Here is an 18309-nt window from a genome sequence, read left to right as displayed (position 1 = left end):
GCACGCCTCGCAGGCCGGCCGCGCCACAGCCTTCACCCCAATCGTGTCTCGTATGCGAGACACTGGGGCATGCCCCGTTCCGTGCCCGCCGCGACCGCCGCGCTTCGCGTGCTGCGGTTCCTGTCGGGGCAGCCCGTTCCGGTCTCGGCGACGCGCATCGCCGGCGAGCTCGGCCTGCCGCGCTCCTCGGCGTACCACCTGCTGACCGCGATGGCCGACGAGGACTTCGTCGTGCACTACCCCGACGACCGCACGTGGGGCATGGGCATCGCGGCATGGGAGGTCGGCCACGGCTTCGCGCGGCAGGAACCGCTCGCGCGGCTCGCCCGCGTGCCGCTCGCCCGGCTCGTCGACCGGGTCGGCCAGTCGGCGCACCTCGTGGTGCTGCACGGCGCCGACGTGCTCTACGTCATCGAGGAGCGGGCACCGGGCCGGCCACCGCTCGTCACGGATGTCGGCGTACGCCTGCCGGCCCACCTCACGGCGTCCGGCCGGGCGATCCTCGCGTCGCTGCCGGGTCCGCAGGTCACCGCGCTCTATCCCGGCAAGGGCGCCTTCACGTCCCGCACCGGGGCTGGTCCGCGGTCGCCCACCGAGCTGCGCCGGCTGCTCGTCACGACCCGCCAGCGCGGTTATGCGACCGAGGACGGCGAGGTGACGGAGGGGTTCGCCTCGATCGCTGCGCCCATCGATGCCGGCACGATCCACGCCTCCGTCGCGGTCACCTGGGAGAGCCGGACACCGGTCGGCGACCTCGTCGACGACGTACGTGTGACCGCCGCGGAGATCGCCCGCCGCCTCCGTCATACGTGACCCGGACCACACCTGGCTCGTTGAGTTACTCACCGGTACCCCAAGGAGTCCCATGCGTACGAGCCGTTCCGTCCTCGCCCTCGCGGCAGCAGCGTTGACCACCGCCGCCCTCGTCGCGGCACCGACCCTCTCGGCCGAGGCCGCGACCCCGCCGGCCACGACGCTGCACTTCAAGGTCAACGTCGGCCCGCTCGGCACGCAGGTGTGCGACATCGTCGGCGACCTCTACCTCCCCGAGGGCGCCAGCAGCACCAACCGCGTTCCCGCGATCCTGACCACCAACGGCTTCGGCGGCTCCAAGGACGACCAGGCCGGCATCGGCAAGGCGTTCGCGGCGCGCGGCTACGCCGTCCTGTCCTACTCAGGGCTCGGCTTCGGCGGCTCGAGCTGCAAGATCACGCTCGACGACCCCGACTACGACGGCAAGGCCGCGAGCCAGCTCGTCAGCTATCTCGGCGGGAAGTCCGGCATCGCGTTCACTGACGCCGCCCACAAGACCCCGGCGCCCGTGCTCGACGTGATCCGCAAGGACACCGTCGACCACGCAGGTCACGCGGTCGCCAACGACCCCCGCGTCGGCATGGTCGGCGGCTCGTACGGTGGCGCGATCCAGTTCGCGGCGGCCTCGCTCGACAAGCGCATCGACACGATCGTGCCGATGATCACCTGGAGCGACCTGTCCTACTCCCTGTCGCCGAACAACACGTCGCAGACCGTCGGCGTCAGCACCTCCACGCCCGGAGCGGCGAAGCTGCTGTGGGCTCTCGGCTTCACCGTCTCGGGCATCCAGAACGGGGTGAGCAACGGCCAGACCAATCCGACCCGCCTGATCGGCTGCCCCAACTTCGCCTCGTTCGTGTGCCCCTCGTTGGTCAACGCTGCGGCGACCGGCACCCTGACTCCCGGCGAGGTCGCCTCGTTGCGTCACGCGTCGGCGACGAGCTACATCTCGAAGGTCAAGGTGCCGACCCTGATCTTCCAGGGCCAGGGCGACACGCTCTTCAACCTCAACGAGGGCATCGCCAACTACCGCGCCCTCAAGGCACAGGGCACTCCGGTCAAGATGGTCTGGACCAAGTGGGGCCACTCCGAGAGTGCTGCGCCCGGCGAGATCGACCTCGGCAACCCGGACCCGGCAACGCAGGACAACACCCGGCGGGTCGCCGACTGGTTCGACCACTACCTCAAGGACTCGTCGGTCGACACCGGACCGGAGTTCACCTACTTCCGCGACTGGGTCCCCTACTCCGGCATCGCCACTCCGGCCTACGCCACTGCCACGTCCTACCCGGTCGGCGCGCCTGCCAAGCTCTACCTGTCGGGCAAGGCTCTCAGCTCGTCGGCCTCGGGCCTCACCGCAGGCACCCAGACGTTCCTGACCCCGGTTGCGGGCATCCCGACCTCGACCGACCCGGCCGATGCCTTCGGTGACGTGATCCCGTTGCCCGAGCTCGACCTCCCCGGCTCGTCGGCGGCGTTCACGTCGGCCGCACTCGCCGCACCCGTCGACGTGGTCGGGTCGCCGACCCTCGACCTCAAGGTCAAGGCGGTCGTCGCCCAGACGACTCAGAACGTCGGGTCGCCGGCCAAGCTCGTGCTGTTCGTCAAGATCGCCGATGTCGACGCGACCGGCAAGGCGACGATCGTGCACAACCTCGTCGCGCCCGTCCGTGTGCCCGACGTACGCCAGGCGTTCCGGGTCACGTTGCCCGCCATCGCCCACCGCTTCGAGGCCGGCCACTCGCTGCGGCTCATCGTCGCGGGCGGGTCGACCAACTATCGCGGCGGCCTGACGCCCAACGTCGTCACGATCGCGACCGGCGCGACCGGACAGGTCCTGACGCTGCCCGTCGTGAACTGAGCCTCGGGGACCCTCGAGCCTGTCGAATGCGCTCCTTCGACAGGCCCGAGGGCCGAGTGATTACTCGTAGGGTTCAGGCGTCGCGCTTCTGGAACAGCGCGAGCCCGGCGAGGCCCAGCAGGGCGATCTCGCCGACGAACACCGCGAACCCGGTCCACGGCGACAGCATGTTGTCACCGAACGAGACCGGCACCACGATGCCGGGACCGGCGTTGCCGGGCATGAGCTTCATGACCCACTCGCCGACCGTCCCGGGGATCAGCTGCACGACCTGGCCGATGATGAACACCAGCGCGAGCACGATCGAGATCGCCGCGGCCGTGTGGCGGACGAGCAGTCCGATCGCGCCGGCCAGCAGGCCGAGGCCGGCCATGTACAGCCCGGCGCCGAACATCGACCGCAGCATGTGCTCGTCACCGAGCGAGATGCCGACCCTCTCGCTCCGGAAGAACGCGTTGCCGCCGAAGTAACCGAGGAACGCCGTGACGACGCCGACCACGAACAGGAACCCGCTCACGACGATCGCCTTGGCCGCCAGGACCCTCGAACGTACCGGCGTCGCCGCCAGGGTCGCGCGGATCATCCCGGTGCCGTACTCCGAGGTCACCACCAACGCGCCGATCACGACCGCGGAGATCTGGCTGAAGATCAGGCCCTGGGTGATGTACTCGCCCGGCGAGTCATGGCTCTTGCCGCTCGCGATGTCACCGGCGGCAATGCCGGAGATGATCGTGGTGAAGCCGGCGCCCAGGACGACCATCGCGAGCGCCGTCCACCAGGTCGACCGGATGCTCGAGAGCTTGACCCACTCGGACCGGACCGTACGGCCGAGCGAGGCGTTCGTCGGGGGTGCAGCGAGCGCGGTCATGCGGCCACCTCCGTCCGCGCGTGGTACTCGACGCTGTCGGCGGTGAGCTCCATGAACGCGTCCTCGAGCGAGGAGCGGACGAGGGTCAGCTCGTGCAGGAACAAGCCGTGTCCGCCGATCAGCTCGCCGATCGCCGGGGCGTCGAGCCCCTGGACGCGCAGCTCGTCATCGACGCGGGTGACGTCGAGGCCGCGACCCACGAGCAGCGCCTCGACGTCGGTCGACCGTGGAGCCTTCACGCGTACGTACGCCGAGGCGTGCTCGGCCATGAAGTCCTGCAGCGGGCTGTCCGCGAGGATGGTGCCGCGGCCGATGACGATCAGGTGATCGGCCATCAGCGCCATCTCCGACATCAGGTGGCTCGACACGAAGACCGTCTTGCCGTCATCGGCGAGCTGCCGCGCCAAGGAGCGGACCCAGCGAACGCCCTCGGGGTCGAGACCGTTGACCGGCTCGTCGAGCATGACGACCGGCGGGTCGCCGATCAGCGCGGCGGCGATGCCGAGCCGCTGGCCCATGCCGAGCGAGAAGCGGCCAGCGCGCTGAGCGGCGACCGAGTCGAGGCCGACGAGCTCCAGGACCTCGCCGACACGTGTCGTGGGGATTCCGTTGCTGGCGGCGAGCCAGCGGAGGTGGTTGCGTGCCGAGCGGCCGGGGTGCACGGCATGCGCCTCGAGCAGCGCCCCGACCTCGCGGAGAGGTGCGGGCGACGAGGCATACCGATGACCGTTGACCGTGACGCTGCCCTTGGTCGGGGCGTCGAGGCCGAGGATCATCCGCATCGTCGTCGACTTGCCGGCGCCGTTGGGGCCGAGGAAGCCGGTGACCCGGCCGGGCTCGACCGTGAAGTCGATGCCGTTGACCGCGTTCTTGCCGTCGTACGTCTTGGTGAGTCCTTGGGCGCGGATCATGCGGATCGCCGCCCTGAGTCTGCTGTCGATGTCATGCCCTCAGCCTGCTGGCGGGGACCCCTTGCGGACATCAGGGACGGACCCCCGGCGACCCCTGACCGCACCCTGAAGGTCGATAGGTTGGCCCCATGACTGACGACGATCCCGGCAGCGCCGAGTGGCGACACGAGGCGCGGGCGAAGCTGCTCGCGTTCTCCCGGCAGTCCTGGCGCCAGGAGGGTGGCTTCTTCTGGCTCGATGACTCCGGGACGCCCGACCGTGACAAGGTCCTCGAGCTCTGGATCAACGCCCGGATGACCTACGTCTTCTCGCTCGCGCACCTCGCCGGCGAGGACGATGCCCTGCGGCTCGCGGGCCACGGCGTACGCGCCCTGTCCACCGTGTTCCACGACGAGGTCAACGGCGGCTGGTACGACCGGGTCGAGTTCGACGGCGACGTGCCGGACCGTACGAAGGGTTGCTACGGGCACGCGTTCGTCCTCCTGGCAGCGGCCAGCGCCACGGCGGCCGGGGCCGACGGGGCCGCCGACCTGCTCGGCGAGGCGGCGCGCATCCACGGCCAGAAGTTCTGGGATGCCGATGAGGGTCGCTGCGTCGAGGAGGTCAGCGAGGACTGGTCCACGGTCGACGGCTATCGCGGGGCCAACAGCAACATGCACGCGGTCGAGGCCTACCTCGTCGCCGCCGACGTCACGGGGGACGAGGTGTGGCGGCAGCGGGCGCTGGCGATCTGCGAGCGCATCATCGGGATCCACGCCCGGGCACACGAGTGGCGCATCCCCGAGCACTACGACCACGACTGGACGCCGCTGCCGTCGTACAACGAGGACCAGCCCGCCGACCCGTTCCGTCCCTTCGGGTCGACGCCGGGTCACGCGTTCGAGTGGGCCCGGCTCCTGCTCCAGCTCGCCGCCAGCCTGGAATCGCCGAGACCGTGGCTCGAGGAGGCGGCCGAGGCGCTCTTCGCCCGGGCCGTCGACGACGCGGTCAGCGACGAGGAGCCCGGGCTGCCCTACACGACCAACTGGCACGGCGAGCCGATCGTGGAGGAGCGGTTCCACTGGGTCATCGCCGAAGCGGTGCTGGCTGCCGAGGCGCTGCACGCGTGGACCGGCAAGCGGATCTATGCCGGCCTCGCCGAGCGCTGGTGGTCGGAGATCGACGAGCACTACGTCGACCACGAGACCGGGGCATGGCGCCACGAGCTCTCCCCCGCCATGCACCTGACGACCCGCACGTGGCGCGGCAAGCCCGACGCCTATCACGCGTTCAACGCCTTGACCCTGCCCGACCTGCCGCTCGCCCCGTCGGCAGCCCTTACTCTCGGAGCGGGCGCATGACCGCGCTGATCGTCGGGGAGGCGCTCGTCGACGTGGTGCAGCGTCCCGGCTCGGAGCCGGAGCCGCACGCCGGAGGCTCGCCCTTCAACGTCGCCGTCGGGCTGTCCCGCCTCGACGTGCCGACCCGGCTCGCGGCCCAGCTCGCCGACGACCCGTACGGCGACCTGCTGCGGGATCGCCTGTACGAGTCCGACGTCGCCCTCGACGTGCTGGAGCCCGTGCCCGCTCGTACGTCCAGCGCCCGGGCCACCCTCGCGGAGGACGGCAGTGCCTCGTACGAGTTCGACCTCACCTGGGACCCTGCGGCGTTGCCGGATCCCGGTGATTTCGAGGTCGTCCACGTCGGATCGCTCGGCACCTCGCTCGAGCCGGGCGCGACCCTGGTCGCCGACCTCGTCGTGATGGCCGACGCCCTCGGCGTGCCGGTGTCGTACGACCCCAACGTCAGGCTCACCGTCGAACCGGACGCCGAGGTGTGGCGGCGTACGTTCGAGGCCATCGCACCTCACGCCGGCATCATCAAGATGAGCGACGAGGACGCCACCTCCCTGTTCCCCGGCGAGGCACCCGAGGCGCTGGCCCAGCGGCTGGCCGCCGACGGAGCACTCGTGGCGATCACGCTGGGCGGCGACGGCGCGGTCGTCGCCAACGCGCAGGGTGTCGCCACGATCGAGCCGGCCACCGTCTCGGTCGTCGACACGATCGGCGCCGGCGACTCCTTCATGGCGGCGATGCTCGCGTGGTGCTCGGCGTACTCGTGGCCGTCGGCAGCCGAGCTCGACCTCACGGAGCTCACCGACCTCGGCATGTACGCCTCGAGCGCTGCGGCGATCACCTGCTCGCGACCCGGCGCCGACCCGCCGCGCACCGCCGACCTCACACCCTGACGCCGCGCCCTGCCACGATGGGGTGATGCGTCGCGCCGTGGCTCCCCTGCTGATCGTGACCGTGGCGCTCGTGCTCGCCGACTCCGCGGTGGTGACCCTCGCGCTGCCGGACATCCTCGTGCACCTCGACGCGTCGGTGGGTCAGGTCGCCTGGGTCCTGATCGCCTACAACCTCGTGCTCGGCCTCGCTGCGGTGCCAGCGGCGATGGGCTTCTCGCGCGCGCAGCCGCGCCTCTTCAGCGCCCTCGGCATCGCGGTGTTCGCCGGGTCGTCTGCGGTGTGTGCCGTGGCGGGCTCGATCGACGTCCTCATCGCCGCGCGGTGCTTCCAGGCGGTCGGCGGTGCTCTGGCGTTGATCGGCTGCCTCGAGCTGCTCGTCGCGGCGTACGGCGAGCGGCGCGGTGTCGCCTCGTGGATCACGGCCGGGGTGGTCGGCACCGCTGTCGGGCCGGTCGCCGGCGGGCTGCTGACCCAGGCGATCTCGTGGCAGGCCATCTTCGTGGTGCAGGTGCCGGTCGCGGTGCTGGCCGTGCCCGCTGCCCTCGCCGTACGCGCCGCCCCGGTCGTCGTGGCGGACCGGCATCGGCCTTCGGTACGCGCCAACGTCACGCTCGCACTGATGTCGGCGGCGCTGACAGCGGCCCTGTTCCTGCTCGTGCTGCTGCTCGTGCAGGGCTGGGGCCGTTCGCCGGCAACCGCGGCGGTGACCGTCTCGGTCGTGCCGCTCGCTGCCATCGCCGCGCGTCCTTTGGCGCGGCTCCTGCGGCCGCCACCGGAGGTCGAGGTCGCCGTCGGCTGCTTCCTCGTCGCCGGCGGCCTGGTCGGGCTCGCGATCCCGCCGTCCGCATCGTTGGCCTGGACCATCGCGCCGCAGGCCCTCGTCGGCCTCGGGCTGGGGCTCACGGTCGACCAGCTCACCACGCGCGCGATGGAGATGCGCCTGCCGCGAGCGCAGCACGCCGGATGGACGATCGGTGCCCGGCACATCGGCGTGGTGGTGGGGCTCGCGATCCTCACGCCGGTGTTCACCGCCGACCTCAGGGACGCCCAGGTGCCGGCCCAGCAGGCCATCACCTCCTTGGTGCTCGACGCTCCGCTTCCTCCGCAGGACAAGATCGCGGTCGCCGAGGCGTTGGGCGGCGAGCTGTCGGCGCAGGCCCAACAGGTGCCGGACCTGCACCGAGCATTCGCGAAGCTCGACCTCGATCCTGCGGAGCGACCCGCCGCCGCGCGGCTCGAGCGCGACCTCACCGCACAGGTGGAGCGCGCGGCCACGCGAGCGTTCAGGGACTCGTTCCTCATCGGTGCCGGACTCGCCCTGCTGGCTCTCATGACGTTGATCCCGCTCGGCCGTCGGAGGTCCCGATGACTGGGCTGCACCGCTGGGTCGGCCTGCCCGTGGCGGCCGTGGTCCTGGTCTGCGGCGTCGTCGGGGTGCAGCTCGCCCACGGCGGCGGCGAGTACGAGCCCCTCCGTCCGGCGGACCCCTGTTCCGCCCGCGCGGTCACGTCGCAGGCCGAGGGCATCGACGGGCTCACCGAACGGCTCGTGCTGCTCGGCATCGACGGTGCGGCCTGCCGTCTCGGTGTCAGCCGCGAGGCGTTCACCCTCGAGCTCGCGCAGACCGACAGTCCCTCCGACGCCCAGATCGACGCACTGCGTGGCGGCCTGAAGTCAGCGGTCACGCGTATGAAGGCCGACGGCACGCTGCCCCCGGCCTCCGCCCTGGTCGACGAGTCGCTCGACTCGACAGACCTCAACGACCTGCTCAAGAGCCTGATCAGAGCCCTGCCGGACTCGGCGATCGATGCAGCCCTGAAGACCGACGACGTCCTGGTCCGCGCGATCGACGACCTCGACCTGCGCACGGTGCTGGCGAACCTCGACGACCAGGACGCGCTCGAGCAGCAGATCGAGGTGGCGGTCACCGGAGCGGTCAAGGCCTCGCTCGAGGCCCGCATCCGCGGTCTCGTCTAGAGCGGACGCGCTCCGCGTACGGCCACGCACGCTGCGGCCGCGCGAGCACCGCTGGTCAAGGCTCGTTCGGGATCGGCGTCGACCACCCATGCGGCGAGGAAGCCCGCACAGAACGCGTCGCCCGCCCCTGTGGTGTCGACGACGCCCGTCGGCAGCGCCGGCAGGTCATGTCCGCGGAACACCGCGCCCTTGGCGCCACGGGTCAGCACCACGCGGTCGCCTTCGAGCGCCAGGAACCCTTGCTCGTCGTCGTTCGGGAACACCAGGTCCGCGTCCTCGAGCCAGGCGAGCACGGTCTCCCGGCCGGCCGACTGGAGGAAGCCGAGAGAGCTGGGGTCGATGCTGACCCCGGCACGTCGACGCCTCGCCTCGGCGACGAGGCCCTGCACCAGCGGACGTACGCCGTCGTCGAAGAACGAGTAGCCCGTGAGGTGGAGCCAGGTCACGGAGTCCCACACGTCGGCGGGCAGGTCGGCAGCGGTCAGGTTCGTGTTGGCTGCCCGGTCGACGTACATCGTGCGGTCGGCCTCGTCGTCGAGGGTCAGCACGATCGTGGCCGTCGGCAGGTCGGAGTCACCGCTGATGCGGGCATCCACGCCGTACGCCTCGAGGGCAGCGGTGTGCCGTGCGACGCCGTCGGCACCGCACCGGCCGACAAAACGTACGTTCGCACCGAGGTGCCCGAGCCATGCCGCGACGTTGGCCGCCGAACCGCCGGCCGTCATGCGGATCTCGGAGACCGTGTCGCTTGCCGGGTTGACCGTGCCGAGCGGGCGTACGCCGATGTCGTCGACGAGATCACCGACGACGAGGATCATCGCGACGCCCAGGACCGGGCGATCTCGCCGGCGACGCGGATGTTGTTCTCCGCGATCTTGAGGTTGACCGCGAGGCTCTCGCCGCCGGTCAGCCCGACGATCGTCTGCAGGAGGAACGGCGTGACCTCCTTGCCGGACAGACCCCGCTCGTCAGCCATGCGGAGCGCGTCGGCGAGGGCGCGATCGTGCACTGCCGGGTCGAGCTGCTCGGCGACCGGGAGCGGGTTGGCGACGAGGATCGCAGCAGGCTGACCCAGCTCGTCACGGGACGCCATGACGTCAGCCACCGCTGCCGCGTCGGGCACCGCCCAGTCGAGCTCGAAGCCGGAGTCGGTGAGCCAGAAGCTCGGGAACTTGTCGGTCCCGAACCCGAGCACGATCACGCCGAGCGACTCCAGCCGCTCCAGCGTGGCCGGGATGTCGAGGATCGACTTCACGCCGGCGGAGACCACCGTGATCGGCACCTCGGACAGCACCTTGAGGTCGGCGGACTCGTCGAACGTCTCGGCCGCACCGCGATGCACGCCGCCGAGTCCGCCAGTGGCGAAGACGCGGATGCCGGCGAGGTTGGCGATGTAGGACGTCGCCGCGACGGTGGTCGCACCGCTGCCGCCACGAGCCAGGACGATCGGCAGGTCCCGGACGCTCAGCTTCGGGATGTCCTCGCCGGCGACACGTACGAGTTCCTCATCGGTGAGCCCGGCCTTGAGCTGACCGTCGAGCACCGCGATCGTCGCCGGCACGACACCCATGCCGGCCAGGATCGCCTCGAACCCGCGAGCCGCCTCCAGGTTGTCGGGGCGCGGCAGGCCGTGGGAGATGATCGTCGACTCGAGCGCGACGACCGGCGTACCGGCCTCCAGAGCTGCAGCTACGGCGGGGGAGACGCTCAGGGGAAGGCTCACCGCGCCAGCCTAGCCACGCCCTCTCGCGGGGCGGTGACTCAGTCGCCCTTCCTCGTACGAGCCGGTGTCCGGGTCGCCCATCAGGCCTGCCGAAAGGCGACTGCCGCACCGCTCGACAGGTCCGGCCGAAAAAAGTTCTCGCAAAGTTGCAAGACCTGTCGGGCTCGATGCTCCTACCTCTGAGCAAGCAACACACCAACTTCCACAGCAGCATCACACCACCAGGAGAACGACATGAACCGCATCATCCGCAACCTGATCGTCGCCGCACCTCTGGCCACCGCCGCCCTGACGATGGTGCCGACCAGCGCCATGGCCACCGACGGACCGATCATCATCGCGCAGCCGCACACCGACCCGCAGCCGCCGATCGACGACATCGCGATCCCCGAGCCCAAGCCCCCCGTCGATCCGAAGGACAAGATCGCGCTGCCCAAGCCGAAGCCCCCGGTCGACCCGAAGGACAAGGTCGCCCCCAAGCCGAAGCCCACGCACCCCGACGGACCGGGCGACATCACGAACCCGGCGCCCTGCCCCACGCACGGCACCTGCGGCAACGACGATGACGACAAGGACGGCCCCGACAACGGCGGCGGCAAGGACGACAGCTCCGACGACAAGCCGGTCGCCGATGTCGCCGAGGTCCCGGCCACCGACACCGTCGAGCTGCCCACCCGCGTCGACGCCGGGCTGGCCGACGAGCAGACCGACGGCGGCCTCGAGCTCGTCTGGCTGCTCGCCGGTGGCGCCCTCGTGCCCGCGTCGGGCGCAGCGATCGCGCTTCGCGCTCGCAGGAGCCACAGCGCCTGACCCGTACGACGAAGGGCCCCGCACCTCTCGGTGTGGGGCCCTTTCGCGTACGTCAGATCTCGGTGCGGTGGAAGTTGGCGTGCGAGCGCGACGCCGTCGGACCGCGCTGGCCCTGGTAGCGGGAGCCGTACTTCGCCGAGCCGTAGGGGTTGTCCGCCGGCGAGGTCAGGCGGAAGTAGCAGACCTGGCCGATCTTCATGCCGGGGTAGAGCTTGATCGGCAGCGTCGCCACGTTGGCGAGCTCGAGCGTCACGTGCCCCGAGAACCCGGGGTCGATGAACCCCGCCGTCGAGTGCGTCATCAGCCCGAGCCGGCCGAGCGACGACTTGCCCTCGAGGCGCGCCGCGATGTCGTCGGGCAGGGTCACCAGTTCGTACGTCGATCCGAGCACGAACTCGCCGGGGTGCAGGATGAACGCCTCGTCGCTGCCCACCTCGACCTCGCGCGTCAGGTCGGACTGGTCGGCGGCGGGATCGATGTGCGGGTACTTGTGGTTGTCGAACACCCGGAAGAACTTGTCGAGCCGCACGTCGATGCTGGACGGCTGGATCATCTCGCGGTCGAACGGGTCGAGGGCGACCCGGCCGGCGTCGATCTCGGCGAGGATGTCGCGGTCGGAGAGGAGCACGAGTCGAAACTAACGCATCCCGCTTCGGTAGTCTGGTCTCGGTCGCTTCTGCGGCCTCGCCGATGTAGCTCAATGGCAGAGCGCTTGCTTCCCAAGCAAGACACGCGGGTTCGATTCCCGTCATCGGCTCTCTGCTCCGGCGCGGAGCGCCTACGCCAGAGAGCCGATCCCGCGAATCGAGTGGGCCCCTCCGTCGAGGGGTTGTTCCCGCGGCGAAGCCGCCCTTCCAGCCCCTCCCTCAAAGGGATCCCGTCATCGGCTCCGAGCGCAGCGAGGAGACGAGGGCGGGAATCGAGTGGGCCCCTCCGTCGCAGTTCCTCCTCCGCGGCGAAGCCGCCACCAGGGACTGCCCTCAAAGGGATCCCGTCATCGGCTCCAGGGATCCCGTCATCGGCTCCCCGCGCAAAACCTGAAACCCCGTCGCGGGCGATGCCGCATCAGCCACCATGTGGCATGACGATCGAGGACCGGTGAGTACGCGCCGCCGCATCGCGGCGATCTCGATGGCGCTTCTCGTCAGCGGCACCGGACTGCCCGCCACGAGCACCGCCGCCACCCACGACACCCCGCACCTGCCGAAGACCGTGAACGCACCCGGCACCTGGTCCGACGACGAAGCGTCGACGGGCCGCTTGGCCGCGATCGGGGTCGCCATGCGCACAAGGCCCTCAGGGCTCAACGGCAAGCGCGAGTCGCCGGAGCTGTTCGGCGTCTCGGCCACCGACGGCCGGTCCCGCTGGGTCGAGCTGCCGGGGGTCGGCCGGGACGTGCTGGGGCTCTCGACCTGGATGGCGCTGTCCCCCGATGGTCGGTGGCTCGCCTGGGCCCGGGTGGAGACGACCAACGCGGACAGCATCGACGAGACGACGGAGCTTCTCGGCTGGGCGGTCATGAGCACCATGAACCGGAAGGTCCGCAACCTCGACGCCCCTGCCGGCGGGCGAATCCGGGGGACCCTGGCCGACCTCGTCTTCTCCGGCGACTCACGTCACCTCCTGGCCAGCTACGAGTCGGCCGATGCGCCGAGGACCAAGGGTCACGAGTTCGTCGCATGGGACGTGACGGACGGAACCCCCACCGTGCTGGAGAAGCCGGGGCACTACTGGCTCCCGAATCCGGGCTCGGCGCCCGACGCTCTCGTCTGGGCACGGGGTCGCACGGTGTACCGGCAGGACCCGGTCTCAGGCAAGCGAGCGTCATACGCCCTCAGCGGAAATGTGGTCACCGCATCCTGGTCCCCCAACGACACCTCGTTCGCCTACATCAGCCAACCTGCGGACCTCGGAGGCGGACAGTGGGTGCTGCATGCCGGCCGCTCGGTGGAGGAGGCGCGCCATCATCGTGTTCCGCTCGATGTCGACCCGGAAGAGCTGCTGGGATGGCGAGACGACCGCCATGTGGTCGTCGGTCACTTCCGCAGGAACGTCCAGGTCGTCGACGTCGTGACCGGCACGGTCGTCACGATCGACATGGCGGGTCGCGGGAAGATCTTCAACGCACCCCTTCTGGCAACAGATCTGTGGCAGAGGCCACTCGGCAGCGTGGCGAAGCCGAGCGGCACCAGCGACCCCCGCGGGCCCTTGCGCTGGGCCGGCGGGGCGATTGCCGTCCTGCTCGGCGGATTCCTCCTCCTTCGCCTGCGGCGCGCGCCACGCAGTCGATCGACGATCATGACTCCATGACCCAGGTCGTCCACACGGTTCTCTTCGAGCTCGATCCCGAACAGCCCGACGCGGTTGACGCAGCGGTCGACGCGCTGCGCGCACTACGGTCGCTGCCCGGCGTGATCTCGATGACCGTCGGCCCGAACGTCAGCCCAGAGGGCCTCGCGCAGGGCTACACGCACGCACTCGTCGCGGTGTTCGGCTCGGCCGCCGATCGCGATCACTACCTCACCGCTCCAGAACACGTTGCTGCCGTGGAGCTGCTTCAGCCGTGCCTGCGCCACGTGGCCGTCGTCGACGTCGACGTCGACGTCGACGTCGAGGCTTGACGACGCTCACCACGTACGTTGCACGGTCGCCTTCGCGCCAGTCACGAGCGACTGTGCCGGTACGTCATCGGCGACGACCGCACCGGCAGCGATCACCGAGTCACGGCCGATCGTGACCCCGGGCAGGATCGTGGCGCCGGCCCCGATCCACACGTTCTCCTCCACGGCGATCGGCTCGCCGGTCAGCCACACCCGGCGATCCGCGGGGTCGACGGGGTGACCGCCGGTGATGAACGTGACCTTCGGGGCGATCATCACGCGCGTGGCGAGCCGGATGCCCGCGTAGTCCAGGAACGTGCAGCCCTGGTTGATGAACACCCGCTCGGCGATGTCCAGGTTGAGGCCGTGATCGGTGTAGAACGGCGGATGGATCGTCACCCTTGGCGCCAGCGGCCGACCCAGAATCTGTTCGAACAGTGCCGCCTTGCCCGCCTCGTCCTCGAACGGCAGGCGGTTGAGCCGCGACGTGAGGGCCGTGACTTCGAGGACCCGCTCCGACATCGCCGTGAACTCGGGGCTGTCGATCCGCATGAGGAAGTCGTCGGGCATCCCCGATGATCTCCCGACGTGCTCACGCGGCGCCGGAGGCTCGCCCGGACGTGCGGCCGCCCCCGAGTGGAGGAACTCGGGGGCGGCCACGATCTGGTGCTACGTGCGAGCCCACTGCTGGTTGGACCCGCCGCTGCAGGACTCGACGGTGACCGCCGACCCGTTCCCGGTGCCGGCGGCCTCGAGGCACAGCCCGGGGTGACTGACGCTGCTGACCGACAGGTCGGCATTGAGCTCCCACTGCTGGTCGGGCGCGCCGGTGCAGTCCGCGATCACGACCGGACTACCGGCGGTCGCCCCTTCGCCGCCGATCGCCAGGCACTTGTTGGCGTACACCGTGAGCTGCTTCTCGGCGGTCCAGTTCCACAGCTGGTTGCCGCCGGCGTTGCAGTCCCACAGGTCGAGGGCGGTGCCGTTCGTCGTCGAGAAGCCGGGCACGTCGGCGCACCGGTTGCTCTCGACTCCGCGGAGCACCTCACCTGGAGGGGCGGGCGGCAGGTTGTTGGTGGGCTCGGTCTTCAGCAGGCCCCAGCCCCACTGCACCTGCGCCAGACCGCTCTCGCTGTTGACCTCGAGCCGGTCGCCGACCCGCGTCGTCATCGAGTACGCGTCGCCGTCGCGCAGACCGGGCCAGTAGACCAGCCCCATGCCCTGCTCCCGCGCAGTCTGTGTGAGCGCGCCGAGGTATGACGTGTAGACGTTGCCCTCGTGGTTGCCGTAGTTGAGCCCGGTCGTCATGGGTGAGCCGGCCTCGTCGATGATCGTGCGCCAGCCGTACGAGCCGATGCGCGGCTTGAGGTTCGCGAGCCAGGCGGCCTCGGTCGTGTCGGAGGCCCAGAAGCCGTAGAAGTGCAGCGACAGCAGGGTGCCCTTGAGCTCCGGTGCCGCGCCCACGCCCGTGACGTTGTCGTTGTAGCCGGTGCCGGAGATGACGACACGCTTGCGCGGGACGTCGCTGTGCCGAGCCAGCCACGACGAGGTCAGCGAGACCCACTCGTCGAGCGAGTAGCCGAACGGCTCGTTCATCGGCTCGAAGTACACGTGCGGGTTGTTCCGGTACTTCCGCACCACGGTGTCCCACATCGCGTTGAACGCCGCCGTGTCGTCGACCCGCCCGTCCTTGGCGTCATTGGCCTCCCAGTAGCTCAGGATCACCTTGAAGCCACTCGCGGTCGACGCGTCGATCGCCCCTTGGTACGACTTCCACCACGCCGTCCCGACGCTCGAAGGGTTGATGGGCAACCGGATCGTGTTGGCCTTCAGCTTGTGCCGGAACTGCGAGACGATCACCGACGCCTTGCGGTACGTCGTGGCATAGCTGTCAGAGGTGCTGAGACCCGAGGGGACGACCTCGTCGGACGCGTAGTTGTCACGGGGGTCCGCCCAGTTGACGCCCCGGAACTCGCTCGTGGTCCCGCGGCCATGCGCTGCCGGGGACGCGTCGGCCGGCGACGCGACCGTGCTCGCCGCGAGGGCACCGGATGCCACGACGGTCGCCGCGATCGCCCCCGAGGCGATGCGGTGACGGACGCTTCTCCATCGGTGAGCACGCTGCGATTGGAGTGATGGTTGCGTAAACATCATCGAGAAGAGCCTTCCTTGTTTGCGTAAACATTGGGGGGTGTGACGACGGTCTCACTCGTCACGATCATCCGTCAACCCCTCACGCAGCGAAGGCGACCTAAGAGTTGCCCAAGGTCAGCGGGGCAGGATCCGGTTGCCGGTCTTGACCGCGTTGTGCTTGACCCGCCCAGCCAGGCGCGCCAGCGAGGCGGCCGCCGCGTTCTGCGCGCGGGGAGGATCGAGCTGGACCACGTCGCCGACGGACAGAGCACCCCCGACGGCGATGTCGGCGTACACCCCGAGGCATCGCTCGCCATGACGCGACACCGAGCGCATGACGTCCGCGTCAGCAACGACGCCGGCCTGTTCGCGCAGGGGGATCGTGCACCGGATCGTCGGTATCTCGACGTGGGCACTGACCTCGCCAGCTTGAAGCGTGCCGCCGATCCACTCCTGCTCGGCGAGGCCCTCCAGCGGACTGTCGATGACGATGTTGGGCCGGAACCGGCGTACGTCGAAGTCGCCTCCGTGCAGGGCCATGGTGCGCAGGCTCGACGTCGTCACGATGTGCAGCGCGTACGCGTCGGCGAAGATCCCTACTGGTGTCGCGTAGATCGCCAGCTCGGCCAGCTTCCGCAACGGGAACATCGAGAAGTCCGGCAACGGCTCGTCGGATGCCACCCCGAACTGCTGACGTATGTCCTTCTTGGACGTCAGCACCCCGCGGTAGGCCGACTTGTCGTGCAGAGGTGGCAGAGGGACGAGCGCGACCGGCTTGCCGACGAGGTCACTCAGCCTCGCGTCCAGCGCCTCACGCTCGGAGCTCGCGATCTCCATGCCGTCCGGGAACGTCACCACGACGTCGGCGACGTCACCGGGCCCGATGCCGGGTCGCGGCTCGTCGACGTATCGCGCCGTGCACCCCAGCAGCACAGGTAGGCGCCGCGCCGTCGTCACCGCGTTGAGCTCCAGATCACGGACCGCCCACATACGGTCAGCGTGGAGGGCGCGCTCGTCCAGGACGGACGTCTGAACCTTTTCGCCGCCCATCGACTTCACCGGATAGCGCCACAGCTCGGCGACGGTGCCCACGGACACCCGGCTCATGGCAACCTCCAGAAGGGGATCACCGGGATCAGGTCTGGTCGTCGATCGCGGCACCCGCGGCGTTGGCCTTGACCGACTCGATGCCGTTGAGGGCCGACGCTTTGCTCTCGTACATCTCGCTGGTCGCGATGACCTGCCCGTTGCCGGCCTTGAGGTTGAAGTGGAACTGGCCTGACTTCGCCGTCTTGAGCTCGAACGTGCCTGCCATGAGTGCTCCTGGTGTCGTCGGAACCCCCCGACCCTCTTGAGGGTAGGGCGCCGCCACCCTCGCGACAATGGGTCCGCACACCAGGCGGGGCTCAGACCGCCGCGTGCGCGTCTGCGACGGCGCGCGCCTCGTCACGCAGGGCCTGCACCACGAGGCGCACGGAAGGCCGCTCGAACCGGTCCGGCCGCAGCAGCGCGGAGATCTCGCGCTTGGCACGGATGCCGACCAGGGGCCGCGTGACGAGGCCGTTGCCGTGCTCGCGCGTCGTGAACCGCGGCAGGATCGCGATGCCGTGCCCGCCCGCGACCAGCGACTCGACGATGCCGTTGTCAGAGATGCGCTGGGCCACGCGCACGGGTTCTCCGGTCGCCGCCACGACCTGGCTGAGCACCCGGTCGAACGGATAGTCGTGCGGCACGCCGATCCACGTCTCGGCCACGACGTCCTTGGGCGACAGGCTCGCCTTGCGGGCCAACGGATGCCCCTCGGGCAGCGCCACGTCGAGCGGCTCGCTCATCAGCGGTACGACCTGGAGGCCGCGTTCGAGCCAGGTCGCCGCCGTCGTGGGCGAGTCCGCGAGGACGATGTCGTGGTCCGGGGTGAGGTCGGCGAAGTCCGTCGTGATGCCGTCCTCGTCGGAGCAGAGCAGCTCGACCTCCGGGACGTCCGCCAGCCGGCTCAGCACGCCCGACAGCAACATCTCGCCACCGGTCGGGAACGTCACGAGGGTCACCTGCCCGGCCGGCTGCTGCATGAACTCGCGCCACCGACCTTCGGCGCGCTCGATCGCAACCGCGATCTCGGTCGCAGTCTGGGCCAGCGCGCGACCCGCCACCGTCAGCGCCACACCTCGGCCGGCCGGCTCGACCAGCGTGTAGCCGGCCTCCTTCTCGAGCACCTTGAGCTGCTGCGACACCGCCGAGGGTGTGACCTTCATCGCGTCGGCGACGGCCCCCACGGTGCCTCGTTCGGCCAGTTCCCGCAGGAGAGTGAGGCGATAGACGTCCATGTAGCAATGCTACACGTTAGGTGTAGATCTATTCGCTTGTGCTTGACGATCTGCAGTTACAT

19 protein-coding genes and 1 tRNA gene are annotated in these 18309 nt (G+C 70.0%); 10 read left to right on the top strand and 10 right to left on the bottom strand.

What is annotated here, in order from left to right; genetic code table 11:
- Positions 1-69 precede the first annotated feature (69 nt).
- Positions 70-813, top strand: coding sequence for an IclR family transcriptional regulator (locus tag ASC61_RS08125; RefSeq protein ID WP_056210812.1), 744 nt, complete (start codon positions 70-72; stop codon positions 811-813).
- Positions 814-865: 52 nt separating this feature from the next.
- Positions 866-2674, top strand: a complete 1809-nt coding sequence (locus tag ASC61_RS08120; RefSeq protein WP_056210811.1) for an alpha/beta fold hydrolase — start codon at positions 866-868, stop codon at positions 2672-2674.
- A gap of 73 nt (positions 2675-2747) precedes the next feature.
- Here the strand turns inward: ASC61_RS08120 and ASC61_RS08115 are convergent, their stop codons facing one another.
- Positions 2748-3542: an ABC transporter permease gene (locus tag ASC61_RS08115; protein ID WP_056210810.1), complete on the bottom strand. Its 795-nt coding sequence runs from the start codon at positions 3540-3542 to the stop codon at positions 2748-2750.
- Positions 3539-4453 carry an ABC transporter ATP-binding protein gene (locus ASC61_RS08110; RefSeq protein WP_056210809.1) on the bottom strand — a complete coding sequence of 305 codons (915 nt, stop codon included), beginning with the start codon at positions 4451-4453 and terminating at the stop codon, positions 3539-3541. The genes ASC61_RS08115 and ASC61_RS08110 overlap by 4 nt, the downstream gene beginning before the upstream one ends.
- A gap of 128 nt (positions 4454-4581) precedes the next feature.
- On the opposite strand from ASC61_RS08110, the gene ASC61_RS08105 reads away from it, so the two are divergent.
- From ASC61_RS08105 to ASC61_RS08090, 4 genes are read left to right on the top strand one after another with little or no spacing between them, the layout of a single operon-like run.
- On the top strand, positions 4582-5793 hold the full coding sequence (locus ASC61_RS08105; protein WP_056210808.1) for an AGE family epimerase/isomerase: 1212 nt from the start codon (positions 4582-4584) through the stop codon (positions 5791-5793).
- Entirely contained in the window at positions 5790-6680 is an 891-nt protein-coding gene (locus ASC61_RS08100) for a carbohydrate kinase family protein (protein ID WP_056210807.1), read from the top strand. The genes ASC61_RS08105 and ASC61_RS08100 overlap by 4 nt, the downstream gene beginning before the upstream one ends.
- Positions 6681-6705: 25 nt before the next feature.
- Entirely contained in the window at positions 6706-8049 is a 1344-nt protein-coding gene (locus ASC61_RS08095; protein ID WP_056210806.1) for an MFS transporter, read from the top strand.
- The gene (locus tag ASC61_RS08090; protein ID WP_056210805.1) at positions 8046-8657 is read left to right on the top strand and encodes a hypothetical protein; all 612 of its coding nucleotides are present in this window, start codon (positions 8046-8048) and stop codon (positions 8655-8657) included. The genes ASC61_RS08095 and ASC61_RS08090 overlap by 4 nt, the downstream gene beginning before the upstream one ends.
- Here the strand turns inward: ASC61_RS08090 and ASC61_RS08085 are convergent.
- Both ASC61_RS08085 and ASC61_RS08080 read right to left on the bottom strand, forming a co-directional pair.
- Positions 8654-9475, bottom strand: a complete 822-nt coding sequence (locus ASC61_RS08085; protein ID WP_056210804.1) for a carbohydrate kinase family protein — start codon at positions 9473-9475, stop codon at positions 8654-8656. The genes ASC61_RS08090 and ASC61_RS08085 overlap by 4 nt on opposite strands.
- Positions 9472-10380, bottom strand: coding sequence for a pseudouridine-5'-phosphate glycosidase (locus ASC61_RS08080; protein WP_056210803.1), 909 nt, complete (start codon positions 10378-10380; stop codon positions 9472-9474). The genes ASC61_RS08085 and ASC61_RS08080 overlap by 4 nt, the downstream gene beginning before the upstream one ends.
- A 234-nt stretch (positions 10381-10614) precedes the next feature.
- Between ASC61_RS08080 and ASC61_RS08075 the strand changes: the two genes are divergently transcribed.
- Positions 10615-11190, top strand: a complete 576-nt coding sequence (locus ASC61_RS08075) for a hypothetical protein (protein WP_056210802.1) — start codon at positions 10615-10617, stop codon at positions 11188-11190.
- Between the two features lie 52 nt (positions 11191-11242).
- On the opposite strand, the gene dcd is transcribed toward ASC61_RS08075, so the two are convergent.
- Positions 11243-11818, bottom strand: a complete 576-nt coding sequence (dcd, locus tag ASC61_RS08070; protein WP_056210801.1) for a dCTP deaminase — start codon at positions 11816-11818, stop codon at positions 11243-11245.
- Between the two features lie 58 nt (positions 11819-11876).
- Here dcd and ASC61_RS08065 point away from each other — a divergent pair.
- The 3 genes from ASC61_RS08065 (at position 11877) to ASC61_RS19930 (ending at position 13811) form a co-directional block, all read left to right on the top strand.
- A tRNA-Gly gene (locus tag ASC61_RS08065) sits at positions 11877-11947 on the top strand.
- Between the two features lie 341 nt (positions 11948-12288).
- Positions 12289-13500 (top strand): PD40 domain-containing protein, encoded by a 1212-nt coding sequence (locus ASC61_RS19700; RefSeq protein ID WP_056210800.1) that lies wholly within the window; start codon positions 12289-12291, stop codon positions 13498-13500.
- Positions 13497-13811: a Dabb family protein gene (locus tag ASC61_RS19930; protein ID WP_056210799.1), complete on the top strand. Its 315-nt coding sequence runs from the start codon at positions 13497-13499 to the stop codon at positions 13809-13811. Before ASC61_RS19700 ends, ASC61_RS19930 begins: the two co-directional genes overlap by 4 nt.
- A 6-nt stretch (positions 13812-13817) precedes the next feature.
- Here the strand turns inward: ASC61_RS19930 and ASC61_RS08050 are convergent, their stop codons facing one another.
- The 5 genes from ASC61_RS08050 to ASC61_RS08030 form a co-directional block, all read right to left on the bottom strand.
- Positions 13818-14360: a sugar O-acetyltransferase gene (locus tag ASC61_RS08050; protein ID WP_200935410.1), complete on the bottom strand. Its 543-nt coding sequence runs from the start codon at positions 14358-14360 to the stop codon at positions 13818-13820.
- Between the two features lie 99 nt (positions 14361-14459).
- On the bottom strand, positions 14460-15848 hold the full coding sequence (locus ASC61_RS08045; RefSeq protein WP_235503517.1) for a ricin-type beta-trefoil lectin domain protein: 1389 nt from the start codon (positions 15846-15848) through the stop codon (positions 14460-14462).
- Positions 15849-16058: 210 nt separating this feature from the next.
- Positions 16059-17030 carry an MOSC domain-containing protein gene (locus ASC61_RS08040; protein WP_056210798.1) on the bottom strand — a complete coding sequence of 324 codons (972 nt, stop codon included), beginning with the start codon at positions 17028-17030 and terminating at the stop codon, positions 16059-16061.
- Positions 17031-17058: 28 nt separating this feature from the next.
- Positions 17059-17238, bottom strand: a complete 180-nt coding sequence (locus ASC61_RS08035) for a YegP family protein (RefSeq protein WP_056210797.1) — start codon at positions 17236-17238, stop codon at positions 17059-17061.
- Between the two features lie 91 nt (positions 17239-17329).
- Positions 17330-18247 (bottom strand): LysR family transcriptional regulator, encoded by a 918-nt coding sequence (locus tag ASC61_RS08030; RefSeq protein ID WP_056210796.1) that lies wholly within the window; start codon positions 18245-18247, stop codon positions 17330-17332.
- Positions 18248-18309 lie beyond the last annotated feature (62 nt).

The sequence above is a fragment of the Aeromicrobium sp. Root344 genome, assembly GCF_001425755.1.
Classification (GTDB): domain Bacteria; phylum Actinomycetota; class Actinomycetes; order Propionibacteriales; family Nocardioidaceae; genus Aeromicrobium.
This window is presented reverse-complemented; position numbering and strand designations above follow the sequence as displayed.